The following is a 19,561-nucleotide window of genomic DNA, read 5'->3' as shown; positions in this document are numbered from 1 at the left end:
TTAATAAACTGTTTTTCCAAGCACTTCCTGTTTAGGTTTCTTACCAAAGGTTACTGAATTTTATAAAATTATTTAGATATACTCTCTACTTCCTTCCCCTCTCCGCATCCAAGGCATACGCCAGCCGCATATAATGGAGCACTTCCTCATTAATGTCTTCTACATCATAGAAGCGCAGGAAGTGGTTGATCTGCTTGTCTAGTTGGCCTATTTTATGGAAGCAGAGCGTGTTGTCATACACCCGGTCCAGGGGAAGGTATACGTCCAGGAAGTTTCGCCCGAACTGGAAGATAGAGCAGAAGCGCGTGTTCTTGGCCAGCGAGATCATGGTTTTGGCTGGGTGAATCTTAAAATCACCTATGGTGCGGTACTGCGCCAGAAAATGGTGGTACAGGTCTACGGTCACGGCAGATTTTCCGCGCAGGAAATCGGCCTCGGTTTTCTCCAGACAGGAGTGGCTCTGGTTCGTTCGTAAGAAAGACTGGGTGCAGGTGGGGCAGGTCCACATGGGGCGGTAGTGCGTTTAGGGGCTCTTTTTCTGAAAATTAGCTTAAAACAGGCACTTGCGCAAATGGTAAAATTGTACTCCGCCGGCACCCGCCCTGACAACAATCACCCCCTAAACTGACCAGCGTCATCTTTTCCCTTCCCGATTCTGCGGAATTTTGAAACTGTAAAAACAATGCACGCTCATGTCAACGCAGACACTTACTCAAGCACCGCAGCCCGTCGTCCCCACCCGAGACGACAATTGGCTGGACACCTTCTTCTACGATAACAAGATCGTGAGAAACTTCGGGTACGCTACCCTGTTCTGGGGCGTGGCGGGCATGCTTATTGGCGTCATCATCGCCTTCCAGCTGGCCCGTCCTGAGCTCAACATGGGTACCCCCTACACCACCTTCGGGCGGGTGCGGCCGCTGCACACCAACGCCGTTATTTTCGCGTTTGTGGGCAACGGTATTTTCATGGGCGTGTACTACAGTTTGCAGCGCCTCTGCAAAACCAGAATGTACTCAGACTTTTTGAGTAACCTGCACTTCTGGGCCTGGCAGTTAATCATCGTGTCGGCGGTGATAACCTTACCTTTGGGTTATACCACCAGTAAGGAGTACGCCGAGCTGGAGTGGCCTATTGACATTGCCATTACGCTGGTGTGGGTGATCTTCGGCTGGAACATGTTCGGGACCATCTTCAAGAGACGTGAGCGTCACCTGTACGTGGGGATCTGGTTCTACATTGCCACTTTCTTGACCGTGGCGGTGCTGCACATTGTGAACTCCTATGAGATTCCGGTAAGCTTCATGAAAAGCTACTCTGGCTACGCCGGGGTGCAGGATGCGCTGGTACAGTGGTGGTATGGCCACAACGCGGTCGCGTTCTTTTTAACTACGCCTTACCTGGGCATGATGTACTACTTCCTGCCCAAAGCAGCCAACCGCCCGGTTTACTCCTATAGATTATCCATCATCCACTTCTGGTCCCTGATTTTCATTTACATCTGGGCTGGTCCGCACCACTTGTTGTACACTGCGTTGCCAGATTGGGCACAGTCACTGGGGGTGGTATTCTCTGTGATGCTGATTGCGCCCAGCTGGGGCGGTATGATCAACGGTCTGTTAACCCTGCGCGGTGCCTGGGATAAAGTGAAGGAAGAGCCGGTGCTCAAGTTCATGGTGGTGGCCATCACGGCCTACGGTATGGCTACGTTTGAAGGCCCTATGCTGTCCTTGAAAAACGTGAACGCCATTGCCCACTTCACTGACTGGATAGTAGCACACGTGCACGTGGGTGCCCTGGGCTGGAACGGTTTCCTGACCTTCGGTATTCTGTACTGGTTGCTGCCCCGCATCTTCCAAACCAAACTGTACTCCAATAAACTAGCCAACTGGCACTTCTGGTTAGGCACGCTGGGTATCCTGTTCTACGCCATTCCTATGTACTGGGCGGGCTTTACCCAAGGCCTCATGTGGAAACAGTTCAACCAGGAAGGTCTGTTGCAGTACTCTAACTTCCTGGAGACCGTGCTGCAACTGGTGCCTATGTACTACCTGCGCGGCATTGGCGGGGTGTTGTACCTGGCCGGGGTGTTCCTGATGATCTACAACGTAGTGAAAACCGTGAAAAGCGGTAAACTGCTGGCCAACGAGGAAGCCCATGCGGCCCCTATGCTGCCTGTTTTCAAAGGTATTGAGCACAGCGGCGGCCACTGGCACCGTTGGATTGAGCGCCGCCCTATCCAAATGGCGGTATGGGCTACCGTCGCCATCCTGATTGGTGGTCTGGTGGAGATGATCCCTACGTTCCTGGTAGATTCTAACGTACCTACCATTGCCGCCGTGAAGCCTTACACCTCCCTTGAATTACAGGGCCGCGATGTCTATATCAAAGAGGGTTGCGTGAACTGCCACACCCAGATGGTGCGTCCGTTCCGCTCAGAGACCGAGCGTTACGGCGAGTACTCCAAAGCCGGTGAGTTCGTGTATGACCGTCCGTTCCTGTGGGGTTCTAAGCGTACCGGGCCAGATTTGCACCGCGTAGGAGGTAAGTACCCGCATAGCTGGCACTACCACCACATGTTAGACCCAACCAGCATGTCACCAGGCTCTATCATGCCAGCGTACCCATGGCTCTTTGAAGAGGATCTGGATATTTCTTCCACTGAGGCCAAAATTGAGGCCATGCAGAAAATGGGTACTCCTTACCCGGCTGGTTACGCCAAATTGGCCAACGAAGACCTGAAAAAGCAGGCGGCCCAAATCTCCGCTGAGCTGGCCAAAGAAGGCATTGAGGTGAAACCGGAGAAAGAGATTGTCGCCCTCATTGCCTACCTGCAACGCCTGGGTACCGACATTAAAGTGAAAGAGGAAAAGTAAGGAAAGGCATAAGACACAGGAGATGAGACACCAGACGGAGTGGAAGACCGCTTTGAAAGGTGCTTTAAGTAAAAGGGAAAAGTCTTACATCCTGTGTCTTATCTCCTGTGTCTAAAAAAGAACAGCCATGTACAAGAACGTTTTACAGTCCATCGCAGGCATTGAGATTTATCCTATTATCTCCTTTGTCATCTTCTTCGCCTTCTTCATCGGGCTCATTGCCTACGTGGTGGTGGTGAAAAAAGAACACGTGCAGAGCATGAAAGCCATGCCGCTGCAGAACGAGAACGGATTTGCCCACCCACAAGACCTACGGTCATGAAACGATTATTACCCTATTTAGCTTCGGCGTTGTTTTTTGCCGGAGCCGCCACTCAGCCTGCCGCCGCGCAGGACGCCGTAAAAGGCAAATCCATTTTTGACGCCAACTGCGCCGCCTGCCACAGCGTGCAGGAGCAGGTGGTGGGGCCCGCCCTCAAAGACGTTCATAAACGCCGCGATGAGAAATGGATCATTAACTTCGTGAAGAACTCCACCAAAGTCATCGCCTCCGGCGACAAACAGGCGGTAGAGGTGTTTGAGAAGTTTGGGAAGGTGCCCATGACCAGCTTTGAAGGTTCGCTCTCAGACGGTGACATCAAAGACGTGGTGGCGTTCATCAAAGAAGAAAGTGACAAACCCGCCGAGGCCAAAGCCCCGGAAGTAACTCCTGCAGACCCTAACATAGACGGCGCGGCGCCGGCTGCCTCGGGTTTCAACTGGAAAGCCATGCCGCCGGTCACCCAGATTCTGGTTACGCTGGTTGGGTTCCTGCTGCTGCTGGTGCTGGTGTTCCTGCTGGTAACGTTCTTCCAGGCGCTGCCGTTGCTGAGTAAGCTGTATGAAAAACCAGGGCTGCAGAATTCTTCCATGGCCAAGTTCATTGCCCTCATGCGCGGTGACACCACCTCCATTACCGGGAAAGCCAAAGACGAGCTCATGGAAGACCACAGCTATGACGGCATCCATGAGTTTGACAACGACCTTCCGCCTTGGTGGAAATATACCTTCTATGTGACCATCGTGTTTGGGGTGGTGTACCTGCTCAACTACCACGTAATGGGCGGCCAGCTCCAGACCCAGGAATACGAGGCCGAAATGCAGCAGGCAGCCCTGCTCAGCGCTAAAAGCGGCGGCGGAGATGCCAACGAAAAAACTGATTTCAAACCCATCACAGATGCCGCCCAGCTGGCCGAAGGCGAGAAAGCGTTTATGCAGAACTGCGCCGCCTGCCACGGGCAGAAAGGCGAGGGGATGGTAGGACCTAACCTCACCGACGAATTCTGGCTCCACGGCAGCGACGTAAACGGCATCTACAAAACCATTAAATATGGGGTAACCAGCAAAGGCATGGTGGCCTGGCAAGGTAAACTCAGCAATGAGCAAATCCTGCAAGTGTCTAGCTACATCCTTAGCCTGAAAGGCAGTAACCCGCCTAATGCCAAAGCCCCACAAGGCGAGAAAGCGAAATAGTGAAAGTGTTACGTTTGGTGTGAGAAACGGTCCTTTGCGCAAGTGAAGGACCGTTTCCGTTTAGGGCCTGTTTTTAGAAAAACAGGCCCTAAACGGAAACTAGGTAAAAGACGGTTCCTCTCGCTCGCCTCTGGCGAGTGTGTAACATGGGCGGCGTCTCGCCGCTACGTTCTCGAATTCATTACATTGAGATGCAGCCAGAGGCATAGCATTCCCGAGAATCAGCTTTTTATTCCTTTTTCATTAAGCTGACGGTTCTTCCTCCGTCCTTGTCATCCCCCTACCCCCTTCAAAGGGGGACACCAGATTCTCTCAGACCTGCTGGTTTAGGCGTTTTTTAGGAAAAAGAGCTGCTAAACGCAGGATTGAAATAGATCACAAGAGCGCTGGACTGCGTCATTCTTTTAACAACAATCACCGCCCCAGATGACGCACGTCATGTTTCTGCCGCCCCGTAACCCTGAAATTTGTAGAGAAGGTTGAAGCCTCCCACCGCGCTGCCCGCAGCCGGTGATTGTAAACCGAACATACAAGTAGAAAATGGGTCAGGCAGTAGTGGACAGGGAGTCGTTCAGAGACACCATCGCCACGGTAGATAAAGAAGGGAAACGGGTGTGGCTTTATCCTAAAAAGCCCAACGGAAAGCTGTACCAATACCGCAAGTTGGTAAGTTACGGCTTTCTGGCGTTGCTGTTCATTGGGCCGTTCCTGAAGATCAACGGCTTGCCGGTGCTCATGCTCAACCTGGTGGAGCGCAAGTTCATCATCTTCGGGATGATTTTCTGGCCTCAGGATTTCTTTATTCTGCTGGTGGGCTTCATGGCCTTTATCGTGTTCATTATTCTGTTCACGGTGGTGTACGGGCGCGTGTTCTGCGGCTGGGTTTGTCCGCAGACCATTTTCCTGGAGATGGTGTTCCGCCGCATTGAGTATTGGATTGAGGGCGATTTCACCAAACAGAAAGCCTTGGATAAAGCCGAATGGACCACCGAGAAAATCTGGAAGAAGACGGCCAAGCACGGCATTTTCGTGTTCATCTCGTTCCTGATCGCCAACACCTTCCTGGCCTACATCATAGGCATTGACGCCCTCAAAGCCATTGTCACAGACTCTCCGGCCAACCACCTGGGCGGCCTCATCTCACTGCTTGTTTTCACGGCTATTTTCTACGGGGTGTTCGCCCGGTTTAGAGAGCAGGTGTGTACCATAGTGTGCCCCTACGGCAGGCTGCAGGGCGTGATGATGGACAAGAAAACCACCGTCATCGCCTATGACTACGTGCGCGGCGAACCCCGGGAGAAACTGAGAAAGAACCAGGTAAGAACCGCCGGCGACTGTATTGACTGCCGCCAGTGCGTGCAGGTCTGCCCTACGGGGATTGACATCCGGAACGGAGCCCAGCAGATGGAATGCATTAACTGCACCGCCTGCATTGATGCCTGCAACAGCATCATGGACATGATTGGCAAACCGCAGAACCTGATCAAATACGCCTCAGAAGAGACCATCGCCGAGGGCAAGCCCTGGACGTTCACGGGCCGCATGAAAAGCTATACTGCGGTGCTGGTGCTTTTGATGGCCGGTTTTGTGACCCTGCTGGTCACCCGTGAGAACATTGATGCCACCATTCTGCGCACGCCGGGCATGTTGTACCAGAAAACCCAGGACGGCCAAATCAGCAACCTCTACAACATCTCGGTCATCAATAAAACCACTGAAAAGCTGCCCATCACCTTGAAACTGATAGAGCCGCAGGGAACCATTAGGCTGGTGCGTAGTGGACTGGAACTGCCGGAACAAGGCTTGGCCGAAGGAGTTTTCTTCGCTGAAATTCCCAAGGCCAATTTGCACGGCACCACCACTGAGATAAAAGTGGGCGTGTACGTGGGCGATAAACTCATTGCCACGGAGAAAACCAAATTCCTGGGTCCGGGCCACTAAGAAGCAATAGAATTTAGGACGCAAGACTCAGAACTCAAGACTTAGAACTTCATATTATGAACGCGAAAGCACTTCCCTCAAAAACTTCCTGGTGGCCTAAGGTCATTATTGCCACCTTCGTCTTCTTCGGGCTGTTCATTGGCAACATGGTGCGCCAGGCCATGAAATCTGACGTGGATCTAGTGAGCAAAGACTATTACCAGAAAGAGATTGCCTACCAGCAGCACATGAACCAGGTGCAGGCCACGCAGAATCTGGAGACACAGGTAATTCTCACCCACGCTGAGGCCGCCGAGCAGTTCAGCATTGTGTTCCCGGCAGGAGTGAAGGCCACTGATGTGAAGGGGCAGGTGAACTTCTTCCGGCCGTCAGACGCAAAGCAGGATTTTACCTTAGACCTCAAACTGAACGAGGACGGGCAACAGCACATTAGAACTGCCGCGCTGGCCAAAGGCCTGTGGCGCGTGCAGCTGAGTTGGCAAGAGGCAGGCAAACCTTACTTTTTACAGAAAGACATCACCGTTCAATAACATGATCTGGACCGGGTTTTTGTTGGGGATACTGGGCAGTTTCCACTGCGTGGGCATGTGCGGGGCCATTGCCCTGTCTTTGCCGGTGGGCAAGGGAAGCGGCTGGTCTTTTGTGGTCAGCAGGTTTCTCTACAACCTGGGCCGCATGGTCACTTACAGTCTGTTGGGCGCGGGCGCCGGGTTACTGGGCAAAAGCCTGCAACTGGCGGGCCTGCAGCAAACCCTGTCCATTCTCTCCGGAGTCCTGATTCTGCTCCTGGTGGTGGTGCCCGCCACGGCGTCAGCTAAGTTCAGAAAGGCCACCGGCCTGGAAGCGGTGCTGACCCAGGTGAAAAAGACCATGGGCCTCTTCTTCCAGAAGAAAGGTGTGTGGGCTTTGGGCGGGGTTGGGCTGCTGAACGGACTGTTGCCCTGTGGGTTCGTGTATTTCGCGTTGGCGGGGGCGGTGAGCATGCCCACTGTGCCGCAGGCCATGGGGTACATGTTGCTGTTTGGCGCAGGTACGTTTCCGCTCATGTTCCTGCTGTCTTTGTCTGGCAAATATCTGCAACTGGGGGTAAGAAGATTCTTTACCCGGGCCATTCCGTACGCGGCCACCTGTCTGGCTATTTTATTTATTTTGAGAGGTTTAAATCTGGGGATTCCGTACGTGAGTCCCGCCACTGACACCACGCACATGGCGCATTCTGCCATGTCTTCCTGCCATTAAGAAACCCCACATACCCATTCCTTGATTTTCTCAGCTACCATGAAAAAGATACTCGTCCTCACCGATTTCTCCCAGAACAGCATCAATGCGTACGGGTACGCCGTGAAGATGGCCTGCCAGCTCAAAGCCGAAATCCTGCTGCTGTTCAGCACTAACGGAGCCCCGTTGTCGCTCACGAACCAATTGCAGTACTCGCAGCAGCTGCACAGTTTTGCCAAGCGGTACGCCTGCGATACCCGCCGCCAGATGAACCCGCACCACACGGAGTGCCTCATCAGCGGAGATGCCTGGACGTCCCTGCTGCCCACCATGTCTGCGGTGCATAACCCAGACCTCATCATTGCGGGTTCTGAGCTGTTGGCCGCCATTGAAGCCAAAGGTCAGTCGCTTCCGCTGGAGCAACTGGCGGGCAGCCCCATCCTCTGGGTGCCGGGGAAAGCGCAGTACCAACCGGTGAAGCATCTGGTGTTTGTGACCGATTTCACCGACCAGGACCCAGAGGTGGTGGAGATGGTAAAAGCGTATGCTCAGGCCTTTGAGGCCGAGGTTTCTCCCGTGCATTTTTACCCAAGTGCCGAAAGGGCTCCGCTGGTGGAAATCAAAAAGCAAGGCGCGGAGCTGAACTGGGTGCTGGGCAGCAATTGCAATTGCCGCATGCTGGAGGAGGAAGACATGATGGAAGGCCTGCAGGAATACGCTGAGCAATACCCCGTGGATCTGTTCCTCATTGCCACCCGAGACACGCACCTGACCCAGCAGTACCTGAACCAGACGTACCGCAAAACCGATGCCTGCCAGACCAGCATTCCGCTGCTCAACCTCTACCAGGCAAAAAAGAAACCCTGTGCCGGCAGTTGTTTCCATTGCCAGCAGCATGAGAAGCAGGCAGAAACGGAGATCATGGCCTAAGGCAAGTAAAGCAAGTTTTCTGTTTAGGGGCTCTTTTTCCAAAAACAGCCCCTAAACAGAAGGAGATTCCCGCTCCAGAGATGGGCCGGGAGGGCGTTCCATTAAAAAAGCAAGCGGTTCAGAAAGATGACATTTATCATCTTTCTGAACCGCTATGGTCATTTCTGAAGGAGGGGAGACCCAGTACTTTTGTTCTATCATTACCAATGAGACGGCAAAAATGAAAATGACTAGTGATACGTCCCCTGTGATTTCCCCCGAAGCGCTTATCCAGAAATACAATGTATCGGCCCCCCGTTACACCAGCTATCCCACCGTTCCGTTCTGGGACAAAGCAGCCCCTACGGCAGCACAGTGGTTTGAGGTGGTGGAGAAGACCTTCACAGAGTCAAACGCTACCAAGGGGATCAGTCTGTACCTGCACCTGCCGTTCTGTGAATCTCTGTGTACGTATTGCGGCTGCAACACCCGCATCACTAAAAACCATGGGGTGGAGCAAGGATATATTGAAACCCTACTGGCCGAGTGGCAGCAATACCTGAACCATTTCTCTGAGAAGCCGATCATCAGAGAATTGCACTTGGGGGGCGGAACGCCCACGTTCTTCAGCCCAGAGAACCTGAAACTGTTGATGGAAGGCATCTTGGCCACCGCGGAGATTCATCCGGAGCGGGAATTCAGTTTTGAGGGCCATCCCAACAACACCACCGCCGAGCACTTGCAGACCCTCTATGATCTGGGCTTCCGGCGCGTGAGCTTCGGGATCCAGGATTTTGATCCTTTGGTGCAGCTGACCATTAACCGCATTCAGCCGTTTGAGAATGTGTTGCGGGCCACTCAAGACGCCCGCCGCATTGGCTATGAATCGGTGAACTTTGATTTGATCTACGGACTTCCGCACCAGACGCTGGCCAGCGTGGCCGAGACCATTGATCTGGCGGGTCAGCTCAAGCCAGACCGCATTGCGTTCTACTCTTACGCCCACGTGCCGTGGGTGAAGCCCAGCCAGCGCGGCTACTCAGAGAAAGACCTGCCTTCGGGCGCAGCCAAAAGGGCTCTGTATGAACTGGGGCTTGAGAAGTTGAAAGCCTTAGGGTATCATGACATAGGAATGGACCATTTCGCGCTACCGCATGACGCCCTGTTCCTGGCCCAGCAGAATGGTACGCTACACCGTAACTTCATGGGGTACACCACCTGCCACACAGATCTGTTGATTGGCCTGGGCGCCTCTTCCATTAGTGACGCAAAATATGGGTATCTCCAGAACCTGAAAAAAGTGGAGGAGTACAAAGCCGGTATTGCCGCCGGAGATCTGGCTATTCTCAAAGGACATTTGCTTACCCCGGAAGACCTGATCAGAAAAGAAGCCATTCTGGACATTGCCTGCAAAGGAGAGCTGGAACTGCACAGAGACATCGCATTTCTGCTGGATGACCAAACCCGTGAGGCTCTGCTGGAAATGGAAGATGAAGGTTTAATTACTTTCAGAGCCCGGTCATTGGTGGTAACGCCGCAGGGCCAGCCCTTCATCCGGAACATCTGCATGCTTTTTGACCAAAAGGTGAAGCAAACGCAGCAGGAGTTCAGCACCACGTTCAGCAAAGCAATCTAGAAGGATACTTAATTCCTTTAAAATTTGTGAAGTATGAAAGAGGAGGTATTGCGGAGGTTTTCTCTGGCAATACCTCCTCTTTTTTTTAGAGCAAGCCGGGCCTTCAATGAAGAGTGTCAAGAGAAATATCTAATCGTCTGCGCTCCTGTTTGTCAATACCGTACAAATCATTCCTGAATTGCAGATCGCCCTTCTCGTCTACCCAGGCAGTATAATAGGCGAGTGTTACGGCTACCGGGGCCGGGAGGGTGATTTTCTTGTTGAGGCTGTTGTCTTTCAGGAGCGGCGAGCTCTTGCCTGTCTCTGCCCAGTCTGGGTTGAGTAAGTAGCTGCCCAACAGCTCTGGGTTCTGTACCCGCACGCAGCCGTGGCTGTAGGCCCGCACCGGGTGCGCAAACAAAGTTCGGTTGGGGGTGTCGTGCAGGTAGATGTCATGTAAATTGGGGAACATGAACTTGATCTTTCCCAGGGAATTGGTGGGGCCGGGTTGCTGCACTACCCAATAGATACCTTTGGCTACCCCAGCCGGATTGCTGAAAAGCTCCTTGGGAGAAACCTGCACCCGCTGGGCGCCATCCTGCCGGTACACCAGCATCCGGTTGCGGGTAAGGTAGTTAGGGTCATGTTTGAGCAGGGGAATGATCTCCCGGCGCAGAATGCTTTGGGGCACCGTCCAGGTGGGGTTCAGGACCAGGTAGGTGATCTGGCTTTCCATGGGGATGGTCTGAAAGTCTTTATTGGTTTGCCCAATGATCACGTTGGTTCTCCAGACCGGTTGGCCCGTTTCATTGAGCAGGTGCAGGGAAAAATCTGGCAAGTTCACAAAGACCATGCGTTGGGCAGGTTGGGCCAGGGCCAGTTGCCAGCGCTTCAGGTTCAGTTCAATCTGTGCCAGCCTTTGCGCAGGCGAAACATTAAGGGCTTCCAGGGTTTGGGGTCCTACCACTCCGTCTGGGATTAAACCGTGCCGCCGCTGAAACCTGCGCACCGCCTCTATAAGCGTATCGTCAAACAGAGAGTCTTTTTCTGAAACATGGGCCGGGAGATCGCCGGTGAGTTGGAGAAGCACCTTCAGGCCAGGTACTTCAGGAGCTTTCTCGCAGGCGACCAAACAAAGGTGCTTGTCTACGGGCTGCCATTGGTTTGACTTGGCCAGCGAAAGAAACCGTTGCCGGGCTTCCTGGAGCAGTTCCACCTGCCGGGCAGGGGCAAACGTGCTGGTTTGGGCCTGTACTGCTCCAGAAGCCCACCAAAAACCAAAGAACGCAAGCCATAGATAGAACCATCTTCGCATCTCCACTAGTCTTTCTGCCCTTACAGTTTATTTACACAGTCTTGCCCGGCCTCAAAACAGTTTAAGTTATACACCGTGGTGTCTGAAATGTTGCTGAGGGCCGTTCTGGTGAGGAAAGCCTGATGGCCGGTAATGAGCACGTTGGGCAGTTCCCGGAGTTGGGCGAACAGCTCGTCTTGCAGCGTCTCCTGGGAGCGGTCCTGGAAAAACAGGTGTTTCTCGTGCTCATACACGTCTAATCCGGCGGCGGCTACTTGCCCGGTTTTCAGGCTCTGGATCAGGTCTTCGGTTTTAATGAGGCCGCCGCGGCTGGTGTTGAGCAGAACTACGCCTTTCTTGGTTTTAGCTAGCGTGCTGGCGTTGATGAGGTGTTTGGTGGCGGCATTGAGGGGCGTGTGCAGGGAGAGCACATCGGCTTCGCGCAGCACCGTGTCCAGAGAAACGAGTTCCAGGGGAAATTCCTGCGGCTCCGGCTGTACAACATCGTGCACCAGAATACGGCAGCCGAAGCCGTGCATGATTTTCCCGAAAACCGCCCCAATTTTTCCCAGGCCTATGATGCCCACGGTTTTCCCGTTCAGGTCAAAGCCGATGAGGTGGTCCAGACAGAAATTGTTTTGCCTGATGCGGGCGTGGGCCTCCAGCAGGTGGCGGTTCAGGGCCAGGAGCAGGGCCACGGTGTGCTCGGCAATGGCATACGGTGAATAGGCGGGTACGCGGGCAACGTTCATACCCAGTTCCTGCGCCTTGGCCAGATCAACGTAATCATAGCCCGCAGACCGGAGCGCCACGTGCCGCACCCCCAGACGGTGCAGTGTTTCAAGCACGGGCGCGGAGGCATCATCTGAGGTAAACAGGGCAATGGCCTGGCTTCCGGCGGCTTCGTGGGCGTTCTCCAGAGTGAGGGCCTGTTCCACAAACTTCAATTGGTGCTGCTGTTGGTTGGCGGCCAGTAGAAATTCCTGCTCAAAAAGGTGGGCGCTGAAAACGGTTACTTGCATGGTGCGTGCGTGGTTAAGAGGCAACAGAGCTGCCTTGATTTCCTGCCAAAAGTCCTGTAAATGCGTTTAGGGGCTCTTTTTCCTAAAACGGACTTAAACCAGAACGGTTCCTTTGGGCAGGAGTGCGCTTGAAAGAGAAAGCCGTTTAGAGGCTTATTTTGGAAAAAATGCCCCTAAACGGCTTTAAATGGAAAGTAGAAACAGATTTAGTTGCTTTCTTCCAGTTGCGTAAGAAATTTGTGCTTGACTTCTGCGGCATAAGGATTTTCCTGAATGGCGAGCAGCGGAACCTGGGTTTTGAAGAGCAATTGTTTGGTCACGCTGGTGTGCAGTACTTGTTCCAGCAAAATGCGCTCATGAGTAGACACCGCCAGCACATCCATTTGGTTTTCCTGCACAAAACTGAGAATTCCGGTGACCACGTCGTCTTCTCTGCGCTGCACCAGGCAATAGTTCTCCTGAGCGAAGTGTTCTGTGATGTATTGCAGCAGCGGCTGGTCTGGCACAATGTTGAGTTGGCGTTCTGAGAGGCAGTTAATAATAGACACCTTCGCCTGGAAAGGAGCACTCAACCTGAAAAGCTGCTGTAACACAAACGTACTCTCGCTGTCCAGGTCATAGGCAAAGGCAATGTTGTGGATGCCCTTGAACGTAGCGGTCGGCGGTACCACCAGCACCGGGCAATGGGCATTGTTCATGTACGCCAGTGCGTTGGTGCCAAATAAACGGTCCAGCAAGCCGCTTTGACCGTGCGATCCCATCACCACCAGGTCTACTTTGTATTTAGACACTACTTCATTCACCTGCGCCACCAGCTTGCCGGAGGTGCAGATTCCGTCTACCTCTACTGCCACATTTGCCCGCAGGCGCTGCACCAGGGTCTGCATTTCCTTTTCGCAGTCGGCCAGTACCTGGGAGCTGATGTAGCCCATGTTCACCTCATAGGCGGCGGCCATGGCCGGAATGTCCACCACGTGGGCCAGCAGAATATGGGCTTTGGTAACGGAGGCCATGGCAACGGCGTATTCCAGGGCGTTGGCGGCAACGCCAGAGAAATCAGTGGGGACTAGAATGGTTATCATAGCTGTAGAGGGTTTTTGTGGGTGGAACTGGATAAGACAGTGCAAGATTACGGCAATATGGCCGCACCCTAAATGACCTTGGGCAGGAAGGAAGATGACATTAGTCATTCTTGTATTGATGGTAGAAAAGCTATCTTTGGCTTGGGAGAGAAAAAAAGACCGCATGAGTGAAGAGTTGAATGAATTTGCCGCTGCCCGCCAGCAGAGTATTGATGACAAAAACCGGCTACAGGCCATTATTGAAACCGCCATTGACGGCATCATCACCATTGATGCGCGCGGCACTATTGAAAGCGTAAACCCAGCCGCAGCCCGCATCTTTGGCTATCTCCCAGAAAATATCATTGGGCAGAACATCAGGATGCTGATGCCCGAGCCAGACCGCAGCCTGCACGACCAGTACATTGAAAATTACCACCGCACCGGCGTGGGGCAGATCATTGGCAAAGGCCGTGAGGTGCTGGGGCGCCGGAAAGACGGCTCCGTGTTCCCGTTCCTGCTCAGCATCAGTGAGGTGAAGTTGCAGGACAAGCAGATTTTCACGGGCATTATCCATGACATCACCAACCTCAAGAAAGCCGAAGCCGCCCTGCGCGAGAGCGAGAACAAGATCAACTCCATTATACAGGCAGCGGTAGACGGCATCATCACCATTGACACCCGCGGCATCATGGAAATGGTGAATCCCTCGGCGGCCCGTTTGTTTGGTTTTCAGGCCGAGGAACTGCTGGGCCGCAGCATCAACGTGCTCATGCCTGAGCCCGACCATAGCCGCCATGACGGGTACATCCACAACTATGAAACCACCGGCAGACGCAAGATCATTGGCATTGGCCGGGAGGTGACCGGGCTGCGCAAAGACGGTAGCACGTTTCCTTTTTACCTGAGCATCAGTGAAGTGCAGCTGGCAGACCGCAAAGTGTACACCGGCTTCATCCATGACATCACCCAGCAGAAACTGAACGAGGAACGGCTTCGGCGCTACGCCGCCGAGCTCATGCGCAGCAACCTAGAGCTTCAGGATTTCGCCTACGTTTCCTCGCATGATTTGCAGGAACCGCTGCGCAAGATCCAGGCCTTCGGGGACCGGCTCATGACCAAGGAATACGACAACCTCAGCGACCAGGGCAAAGACTACGTGGAGCGTATGCTCAACGCGGCCAGCCGCATGCAGAACCTCATCAATGATCTGTTGGCGTTTTCCCGGGTTACCAGCAAGGCCACGCCGTTTGTGCGCGTAGACCTGGATGCCGTGCTCACCGGCGTGCTCTCTGACCTGGAGATCACCATTGAGCAGACCGGTACACAGATTAACCGCTCCTGGCTACCCGTCATTGAAGCCGAGCCCACCCAGATGCGCCAGCTGTTCCAGAACCTCATCAGCAACGCCATCAAGTTCCGGAAGGAGGGGGAGCAACCCGTTATCTCCATCTGGGCGCAGGTGGTGCAGCGTACCGCCCACCTCACCGCCACGCCCGGCGATGAAGTGGTGGAAATTTACATAGAAGACAACGGCATTGGGTTTCAGGAGAAATACCTGGACCGTATTTTTAATATTTTTCAGCGCCTGGAAGGGCAGAAGTATGAAGGCTCCGGCATTGGGCTGGCCATTTGCCGCAAGATTGCCATTAGGCACGGCGGCGACATTACCGCCCGCAGCCAGCCGGGCGTGGGCACCACCTTCATTATTACCCTGGCGCTGAAACAACCTCAAGAACAGAATTATGATGCAAAGTAAAAGCATAGCCATTCTCATTGCCGATGATGATGCCGAAGACCGGATGCTCCTGAAAGAGGCATTGGAGGAGAACCACCTCAAAAACACGCTCCACTTTGTGGAAAACGGCGAGGAGCTCATGGACTACCTGCACCACCGGGGCAAATACGCAGACAAAGAGAAATACCCCTTACCAGGGCTCATTTTGCTGGATCTGAACATGCCTAAGAAAGATGGCCGCGAGGCACTTAAGGAAATCAAGCAAGATGCTGATTTAAAGCTACTGCCGGTGGTGGTGCTCACTACCTCCAAAGCCGAGGAAGACATTATCAGGACCTATGACCTGGGGGTGAGTTCCTTCATCACCAAGCCCGTCACGTTTGCCTCTCTGGTAGACATGACCAAAACCCTCACCGAATATTGGTTTGAGCTGGTGCAACTGCCCAACAGCAGCCATAAATAACCTAACCTGAAGAAATGACTGAGACCATACGGGTGTTGCTGGTAGACGATGACGAGGATGATTTCATCATTACCCGCGACATTATCTCTGACATTCCGGCGCGCACGTACCTGCTGGAGTGGGCTTCGTCGTTTGGGGCTGCTTTGGAAAAAATCGCCTTGAAACAGCATGACGTGTACCTGGTAGATTACCGGCTAGGCGCCCATGACGGACTGGAGCTTATCACCCAGGCTTTGGCCAGCGGGGCGGAAGCCCCGTTCATCCTGCTCACCGGCCAAAGCGACCGCGAGACCGATGAACGGGCCATGCGCCTGGGGGCCTCTGATTTCCTTATCAAAGGCCGCCTCACGCCGTTTGACCTGGAGCGTTCCATCCGCTACAGCATAGAACACGCCAACAACCTACTGGAGATCCAGCAGCTGAACGCCGGCCTGGAGCAGCGCGTGGCAGACCGAACGCAGGAACTGGCCCGGGCCATCACGCAACTGGAGGAAACCAACCGCAGCCTGTTTGAAGCCCAGCAGGAAATCAAGAAAGCCCTCCAGAAAGAGAAAGATTTGAACGAGCTCAAGTCCCGCTTTGTGACCATTGCTTCGCATGAGTTCCGGACCCCGCTGAGCACGGTGCTGTCTTCGGCCTCACTTATTGGCAAGTACAAGCTCACGGAGGAAGACGACAAGCGGCAGAAGCACGTGAACCGCATTAAATCGGCGGTGCATAATCTTACGGGTATTCTCAATGATTTCCTGTCTCTGAGCCGTATTGAGGAAGGCAAGATCTACAACGTGCCCACCGCTTTTGACCTGGTGCCGTTTATAGAAGAAATCATTGATGAGATGCAGGGCTACATAAAAGTGGGTCAGCAGATCCATTACCGGCATGAGGGGCAACCGTCTATAGTGACCTTAGACAAACAATTGCTCAAGAACATTGTGCTCAACCTGCTTTCCAACGCGAGCAAATATTCGGCAGAGGGCAAGGAAATCATGATTACCACGCAGGTAGACGCCCAGCAGGCAATGGTGCAGGTGCAGGACCAGGGCATAGGAATTCCAGAAGCCGACCAGGCCCACCTGTTCACGCCTTTCTTCCGGGCGCATAACGCCGTCAACTATGAAGGCACCGGTTTAGGGCTTAACATTGTGAAGCGCTACGTAGACATCATGAACGGAACACTTACCTACACCAGCCAGCAGAACGAGGGCACCACTTTTACGGTACAGTTTCATAAAACCCCCAGCCTATGAAAAAGATACTGCTCATAGAAGACAACACCGAAATACGTGAGAACATAGCCGAGATTCTGTCTCTGGCCAATTACGATGTGCTGGAGGCCGAGCACGGAAAAGCCGGTGTGGAACTGGCCAAAACCGAGAAACCCGATCTCATTATCTGTGACATCATGATGCCGCAACTGGACGGGTATGGCGTGCTGCACATGCTCAGCAAGAACCCGGCCACCTCGGGCATTCCGTTTATTTTCCTTACCGCCAAGTCTGAGAAAGACGATTTCAGGAAAGGCATGAACCTGGGGGCCGACGATTACCTTACCAAACCCTTCGATGACCTGGAACTGCTGGATGCGGTGGAGATGCGCCTGAAGAAAAACGAGATCCTGCGCGCCGATTTCCAGAAAAACACCCAGGGGCTGAACGAGTTCATCCAGGAGGCCAAAGGCCTGGAAGACCTCAACAGCCTCATTTCCAATGAGCGCAAAATCTCTGTGTTCAAGAAAAAGCAGCAGCTCTTCGCCGAAGGCCAGTACCCGCACGCCCTGTTTTTCCTGAACAAAGGCAAGGTGAAAACCTACAAGACCAACGAGGAGGGTCGCGAGTACATCACCAACCTGTACAAGGAGGGCGAGTTCATTGGGTATTTAGACCTGCTGGAAGACCAGACGTACCGCGAATCGGCGGAGGCGCTGGAAGATTGTGAGGTGTGCATCATCAACAAAGAGGAATTCAACTCGCTGCTGTACCAGAACCGCGACGTGGCCAACAAGTTCATCAAGATCCTCTCCGGCAACCTCGCCGACCGCGAGGAACGGCTCCTGAAACTGGCTTATAACTCGGTGCGCAAGCGGGTGGCCGAGGCCCTGCTGTTAGTGGAGAAGCAGTACCAGCAAAACCAGGGGCAGGAGGCCAAAGTACCGGTGTCGCGCGAAGACCTGGCCAACATTGTGGGCGCCTCCAAGGAAACCGTCATCCGGACGCTCTCAGACTTTAAAGACGAAAAGCTCATCAGCATCAACGGCGGTAAAATCACCATTCTCAACGTGGAGAAGCTGGCCAAAATGCGGAACTAGCTTTTAAAAATACTTTTTTTCGTTTAGGGGCTATTTTTGGAAAAAGAGCCCCTAAACGCAAGAAATCTCTCTTGCAAAAGCGGCTGCCGGTGCTTCGGCTGGTTTCATCCTGTTTTTGGAAAAAGAGCCCTTAAACGCAAAAACGGGCGGGTGGCGGTGCCAGGAGTGATAGAACCTGATAAGGATCTGTGGCTGAGGTGACAAAGGTCATCTTTTCCCGCGCCCAGAATGGTGAAATTTGCAGGGTAATCAAAATCCTCCATGCAGACTTCATTCAAAGCCCTGTCTTTATCTTATAAAACCGCCCCCATTGCTGTGCGGGAGATGGTGTCTCTCAACGAGATTGGATGCAAGAACCTTTTAGATAAACTGAAGGAATTCACTTCTGCCCAGGAGGTGTTGGTGCTCTCTACCTGCAACCGCACTGAAGTATACTACAGCGCGGAGACTGACCTGAGCAAGGAGATCATCAAACTGATTGCCATTGAGAAGGGCTTTCTGGCCACCAGCGCCATCGCCCCATATTTTATCTCTTTGCAGAACCATGACGAGGCGGTGCGTCACCTGTTCAACGTGGCCATTGGGCTGGAATCTCAGGTGGTAGGCGATTTCCAGATCCTGAACCAGGTGAAAAACGCGTACCAGTGGGCTACCCAAGCCGATACCGTGGGCCCGTTCCTGCACCGTTTGCTGCACACTATTTTCTTTACCAACAAGCGGGTGTCCAATGAGACAGCTTTCAGAGACGGGGCAGCCTCCGTGGCGTATGCAACCGTGGAGCTGGTGGAGGAACTGACCCAGCAGATGGAGAACCCGCGGGTGCTCATGCTAGGGGTAGGTGAAATGGGAAGCACCGTGTGCCTCAACTTCCAGAAAACCAGAATCAAGAACGTGGTGGTGGCTAACCGCACGCACCACAAAGCCGTGGAACTGGCCCAGAGAGCAAATGCCACCTCCATTTACTGGGAAGCCATTCAGGAAGAGATAGCCCTGGCAGATGTGGTGATCTCCTCTGTGCCCGGCGACTGCTTCCAGATCAGTCCGGAAAATCTTCCGGCCAATGGTTTTGAAAGCCCCAAGTTCTTCCTGGATCTTTCCATGCCCCGCAGCATTGCCAAAGAAGTAGCCACGTTGCCTAATGCCGCCGTTTACAACATAGACACCATCAAGAACAGAGCCACTGAGGCGCTGGAGAAACGCCTGGCGTCTGTGCCGGCGGTGGAGCAGATCATCACAGAGTCTATTGAAGAATTCCAGAATTGGGTGCAGGAAACCGGCTTTACCGCCACCGTGCAACAGTTCAAGAACCGTCTGGAGGAAATCCGTCAGCAGGAGGTAGCCAGAGCCCTGAAAAAACTCAGCGGCCAAGAGCGCGAGCTGCTGGAGTCGGTGACCAAGAATATCCTGAATAAAATTGTGAAGCTTCCGGTGCTGGAGCTGAAAGCCGCCTGCCAACGCGGCGAGTCTGATGCCTTGCTGGAAGGCCTGAGCAGCCTGTTCCAGCTGGAGAAGCAAGAAGCGTAAGTAGCTGTTAAGTTTTTTAACAGAGAGGCGTTTAGGGGCTGTTTTTGAAAAAACAGCCCCTAAACGCCTCTTGTTGTTTTTGC

Annotated in this window: 17 protein-coding genes; 13 read left to right on the top strand and 4 right to left on the bottom strand. The window is 53.4% G+C overall.

The window, feature by feature from the left end:
* Positions 1-85 precede the first annotated feature (85 nt).
* Positions 86-508, bottom strand: coding sequence for a DUF5655 domain-containing protein (locus EFA69_RS19275; RefSeq protein ID WP_123134680.1), 423 nt, complete (start codon positions 506-508; stop codon positions 86-88).
* Between the two features lie 184 nt (positions 509-692).
* Here EFA69_RS19275 and ccoN point away from each other — a divergent pair, with 184 nt between their 5' ends.
* The 8 genes from ccoN to hemN all read left to right on the top strand — a co-directional run bounded on the left by ccoN (position 693) and on the right by hemN (position 10,092).
* Positions 693-2,876 carry a cytochrome-c oxidase, cbb3-type subunit I gene (gene ccoN / locus EFA69_RS19270; protein WP_123134679.1) on the top strand — a complete coding sequence of 728 codons (2,184 nt, stop codon included), beginning with the start codon at positions 693-695 and terminating at the stop codon, positions 2,874-2,876.
* Positions 2,877-3,003: 127 nt separating this feature from the next.
* A complete protein-coding gene (locus EFA69_RS19265) occupies positions 3,004-3,198 on the top strand; it encodes a hypothetical protein (RefSeq protein ID WP_123134678.1) in 195 nt (64 codons plus the stop codon).
* Positions 3,195-4,388: a c-type cytochrome gene (locus EFA69_RS19260; protein WP_123134677.1), complete on the top strand. Its 1,194-nt coding sequence runs from the start codon at positions 3,195-3,197 to the stop codon at positions 4,386-4,388. The genes EFA69_RS19265 and EFA69_RS19260 overlap by 4 nt, the downstream gene beginning before the upstream one ends.
* Positions 4,389-4,928: 540 nt before the next feature.
* The gene (gene ccoG, locus EFA69_RS19255; protein WP_123134676.1) at positions 4,929-6,329 is read left to right on the top strand and encodes a cytochrome c oxidase accessory protein CcoG; all 1,401 of its coding nucleotides are present in this window, start codon (positions 4,929-4,931) and stop codon (positions 6,327-6,329) included.
* A gap of 56 nt (positions 6,330-6,385) precedes the next feature.
* Positions 6,386-6,859, top strand: a complete 474-nt coding sequence (locus EFA69_RS19250; protein WP_123134675.1) for a FixH family protein — start codon at positions 6,386-6,388, stop codon at positions 6,857-6,859.
* Position 6,860: 1 nt separating this feature from the next.
* Positions 6,861-7,568, top strand: a complete 708-nt coding sequence (locus EFA69_RS19245; RefSeq protein WP_123134674.1) for a sulfite exporter TauE/SafE family protein — start codon at positions 6,861-6,863, stop codon at positions 7,566-7,568.
* Positions 7,569-7,607: 39 nt separating this feature from the next.
* On the top strand, positions 7,608-8,477 hold the full coding sequence (locus EFA69_RS19240; RefSeq protein ID WP_148041421.1) for a universal stress protein: 870 nt from the start codon (positions 7,608-7,610) through the stop codon (positions 8,475-8,477).
* 154 nt (positions 8,478-8,631) lie between these two features.
* Complete coding sequence (hemN, locus tag EFA69_RS19235) at positions 8,632-10,092, top strand: oxygen-independent coproporphyrinogen III oxidase (RefSeq protein WP_317125638.1); 1,461 nt, start codon at positions 8,632-8,634, stop codon at positions 10,090-10,092.
* A 103-nt stretch (positions 10,093-10,195) separates the two neighbouring features.
* Here the strand turns inward: hemN and EFA69_RS19230 are convergent, their stop codons facing one another.
* The 3 genes from EFA69_RS19230 to EFA69_RS20165 form a co-directional block, all read right to left on the bottom strand.
* Entirely contained in the window at positions 10,196-11,386 is a 1,191-nt protein-coding gene (locus EFA69_RS19230) for a L,D-transpeptidase family protein (RefSeq protein WP_123134672.1), read from the bottom strand.
* Between the two features lie 20 nt (positions 11,387-11,406).
* On the bottom strand, positions 11,407-12,387 hold the full coding sequence (locus tag EFA69_RS19225; RefSeq protein WP_123134671.1) for a 2-hydroxyacid dehydrogenase: 981 nt from the start codon (positions 12,385-12,387) through the stop codon (positions 11,407-11,409).
* Positions 12,388-12,593: 206 nt separating this feature from the next.
* Positions 12,594-13,469, bottom strand: coding sequence for a universal stress protein (locus EFA69_RS20165; RefSeq protein WP_183906869.1), 876 nt, complete (start codon positions 13,467-13,469; stop codon positions 12,594-12,596).
* A 163-nt stretch (positions 13,470-13,632) separates the two neighbouring features.
* Between EFA69_RS20165 and EFA69_RS19210 the strand changes: the two genes are divergently transcribed.
* From EFA69_RS19210 to hemA, 5 genes are all read left to right on the top strand, one after another.
* Positions 13,633-15,207, top strand: a complete 1,575-nt coding sequence (locus tag EFA69_RS19210; protein ID WP_123134922.1) for a sensor histidine kinase — start codon at positions 13,633-13,635, stop codon at positions 15,205-15,207.
* A complete protein-coding gene (locus tag EFA69_RS19205) occupies positions 15,194-15,649 on the top strand; it encodes a response regulator (RefSeq protein ID WP_123134669.1) in 456 nt (151 codons plus the stop codon). The genes EFA69_RS19210 and EFA69_RS19205 overlap by 14 nt, the downstream gene beginning before the upstream one ends.
* 14 nt (positions 15,650-15,663) lie before the next feature.
* Positions 15,664-16,896 (top strand): hybrid sensor histidine kinase/response regulator, encoded by a 1,233-nt coding sequence (locus EFA69_RS19200; RefSeq protein WP_123134668.1) that lies wholly within the window; start codon positions 15,664-15,666, stop codon positions 16,894-16,896.
* Positions 16,893-17,954, top strand: a complete 1,062-nt coding sequence (locus EFA69_RS19195; RefSeq protein ID WP_123134667.1) for a response regulator — start codon at positions 16,893-16,895, stop codon at positions 17,952-17,954. The genes EFA69_RS19200 and EFA69_RS19195 overlap by 4 nt, the downstream gene beginning before the upstream one ends.
* 261 nt (positions 17,955-18,215) lie before the next feature.
* Positions 18,216-19,478: a glutamyl-tRNA reductase gene (gene hemA, locus EFA69_RS19190; RefSeq protein WP_123134666.1), complete on the top strand. Its 1,263-nt coding sequence runs from the start codon at positions 18,216-18,218 to the stop codon at positions 19,476-19,478.
* The last annotated feature ends 83 nt before the right edge of the window (positions 19,479-19,561 follow it).

Origin of the sequence: Rufibacter immobilis, from assembly GCF_003721565.1 — a bacterium.
Classification (GTDB): Bacteria; Bacteroidota; Bacteroidia; order Cytophagales; family Hymenobacteraceae; genus Nibribacter; species Nibribacter immobilis.
The sequence above is the reverse complement of the archived record's forward strand: the minus strand, read 5'-3'. Positions and strand labels throughout refer to the sequence as shown.

Coding starts and splice junctions, on each gene's coding strand:
- ccoG (WP_123134676.1), top strand. CDS start 4,929: ATGGGTCAGGCAGTAGTGGACAGGGAGTCGTTCAGAGACACCATCGCC.
- EFA69_RS19205 (WP_123134669.1), top strand. CDS start 15,194: ATGATGCAAAGTAAAAGCATAGCCATTCTCATTGCCGATGATGATGCC.
- EFA69_RS19195 (WP_123134667.1), top strand. CDS start 16,893: ATGAAAAAGATACTGCTCATAGAAGACAACACCGAAATACGTGAGAAC.
- EFA69_RS19200 (WP_123134668.1), top strand. CDS start 15,664: ATGACTGAGACCATACGGGTGTTGCTGGTAGACGATGACGAGGATGAT.
- EFA69_RS19230 (WP_123134672.1), bottom strand. CDS start 11,386: ATGCGAAGATGGTTCTATCTATGGCTTGCGTTCTTTGGTTTTTGGTGG.
- EFA69_RS20165 (WP_183906869.1), bottom strand. CDS start 13,469: ATGATAACCATTCTAGTCCCCACTGATTTCTCTGGCGTTGCCGCCAAC.
- EFA69_RS19240 (WP_148041421.1), top strand. CDS start 7,608: ATGAAAAAGATACTCGTCCTCACCGATTTCTCCCAGAACAGCATCAAT.
- EFA69_RS19225 (WP_123134671.1), bottom strand. CDS start 12,387: ATGCAAGTAACCGTTTTCAGCGCCCACCTTTTTGAGCAGGAATTTCTA.
- hemA (WP_123134666.1), top strand. CDS start 18,216: ATGCAGACTTCATTCAAAGCCCTGTCTTTATCTTATAAAACCGCCCCC.
- EFA69_RS19265 (WP_123134678.1), top strand. CDS start 3,004: ATGTACAAGAACGTTTTACAGTCCATCGCAGGCATTGAGATTTATCCT.
- hemN (WP_317125638.1), top strand. CDS start 8,632: ATGGTCATTTCTGAAGGAGGGGAGACCCAGTACTTTTGTTCTATCATT.
- EFA69_RS19250 (WP_123134675.1), top strand. CDS start 6,386: ATGAACGCGAAAGCACTTCCCTCAAAAACTTCCTGGTGGCCTAAGGTC.
- EFA69_RS19245 (WP_123134674.1), top strand. CDS start 6,861: ATGATCTGGACCGGGTTTTTGTTGGGGATACTGGGCAGTTTCCACTGC.
- EFA69_RS19260 (WP_123134677.1), top strand. CDS start 3,195: ATGAAACGATTATTACCCTATTTAGCTTCGGCGTTGTTTTTTGCCGGA.
- ccoN (WP_123134679.1), top strand. CDS start 693: ATGTCAACGCAGACACTTACTCAAGCACCGCAGCCCGTCGTCCCCACC.
- EFA69_RS19275 (WP_123134680.1), bottom strand. CDS start 508: ATGTGGACCTGCCCCACCTGCACCCAGTCTTTCTTACGAACGAACCAG.
- EFA69_RS19210 (WP_123134922.1), top strand. CDS start 13,633: ATGAGTGAAGAGTTGAATGAATTTGCCGCTGCCCGCCAGCAGAGTATT.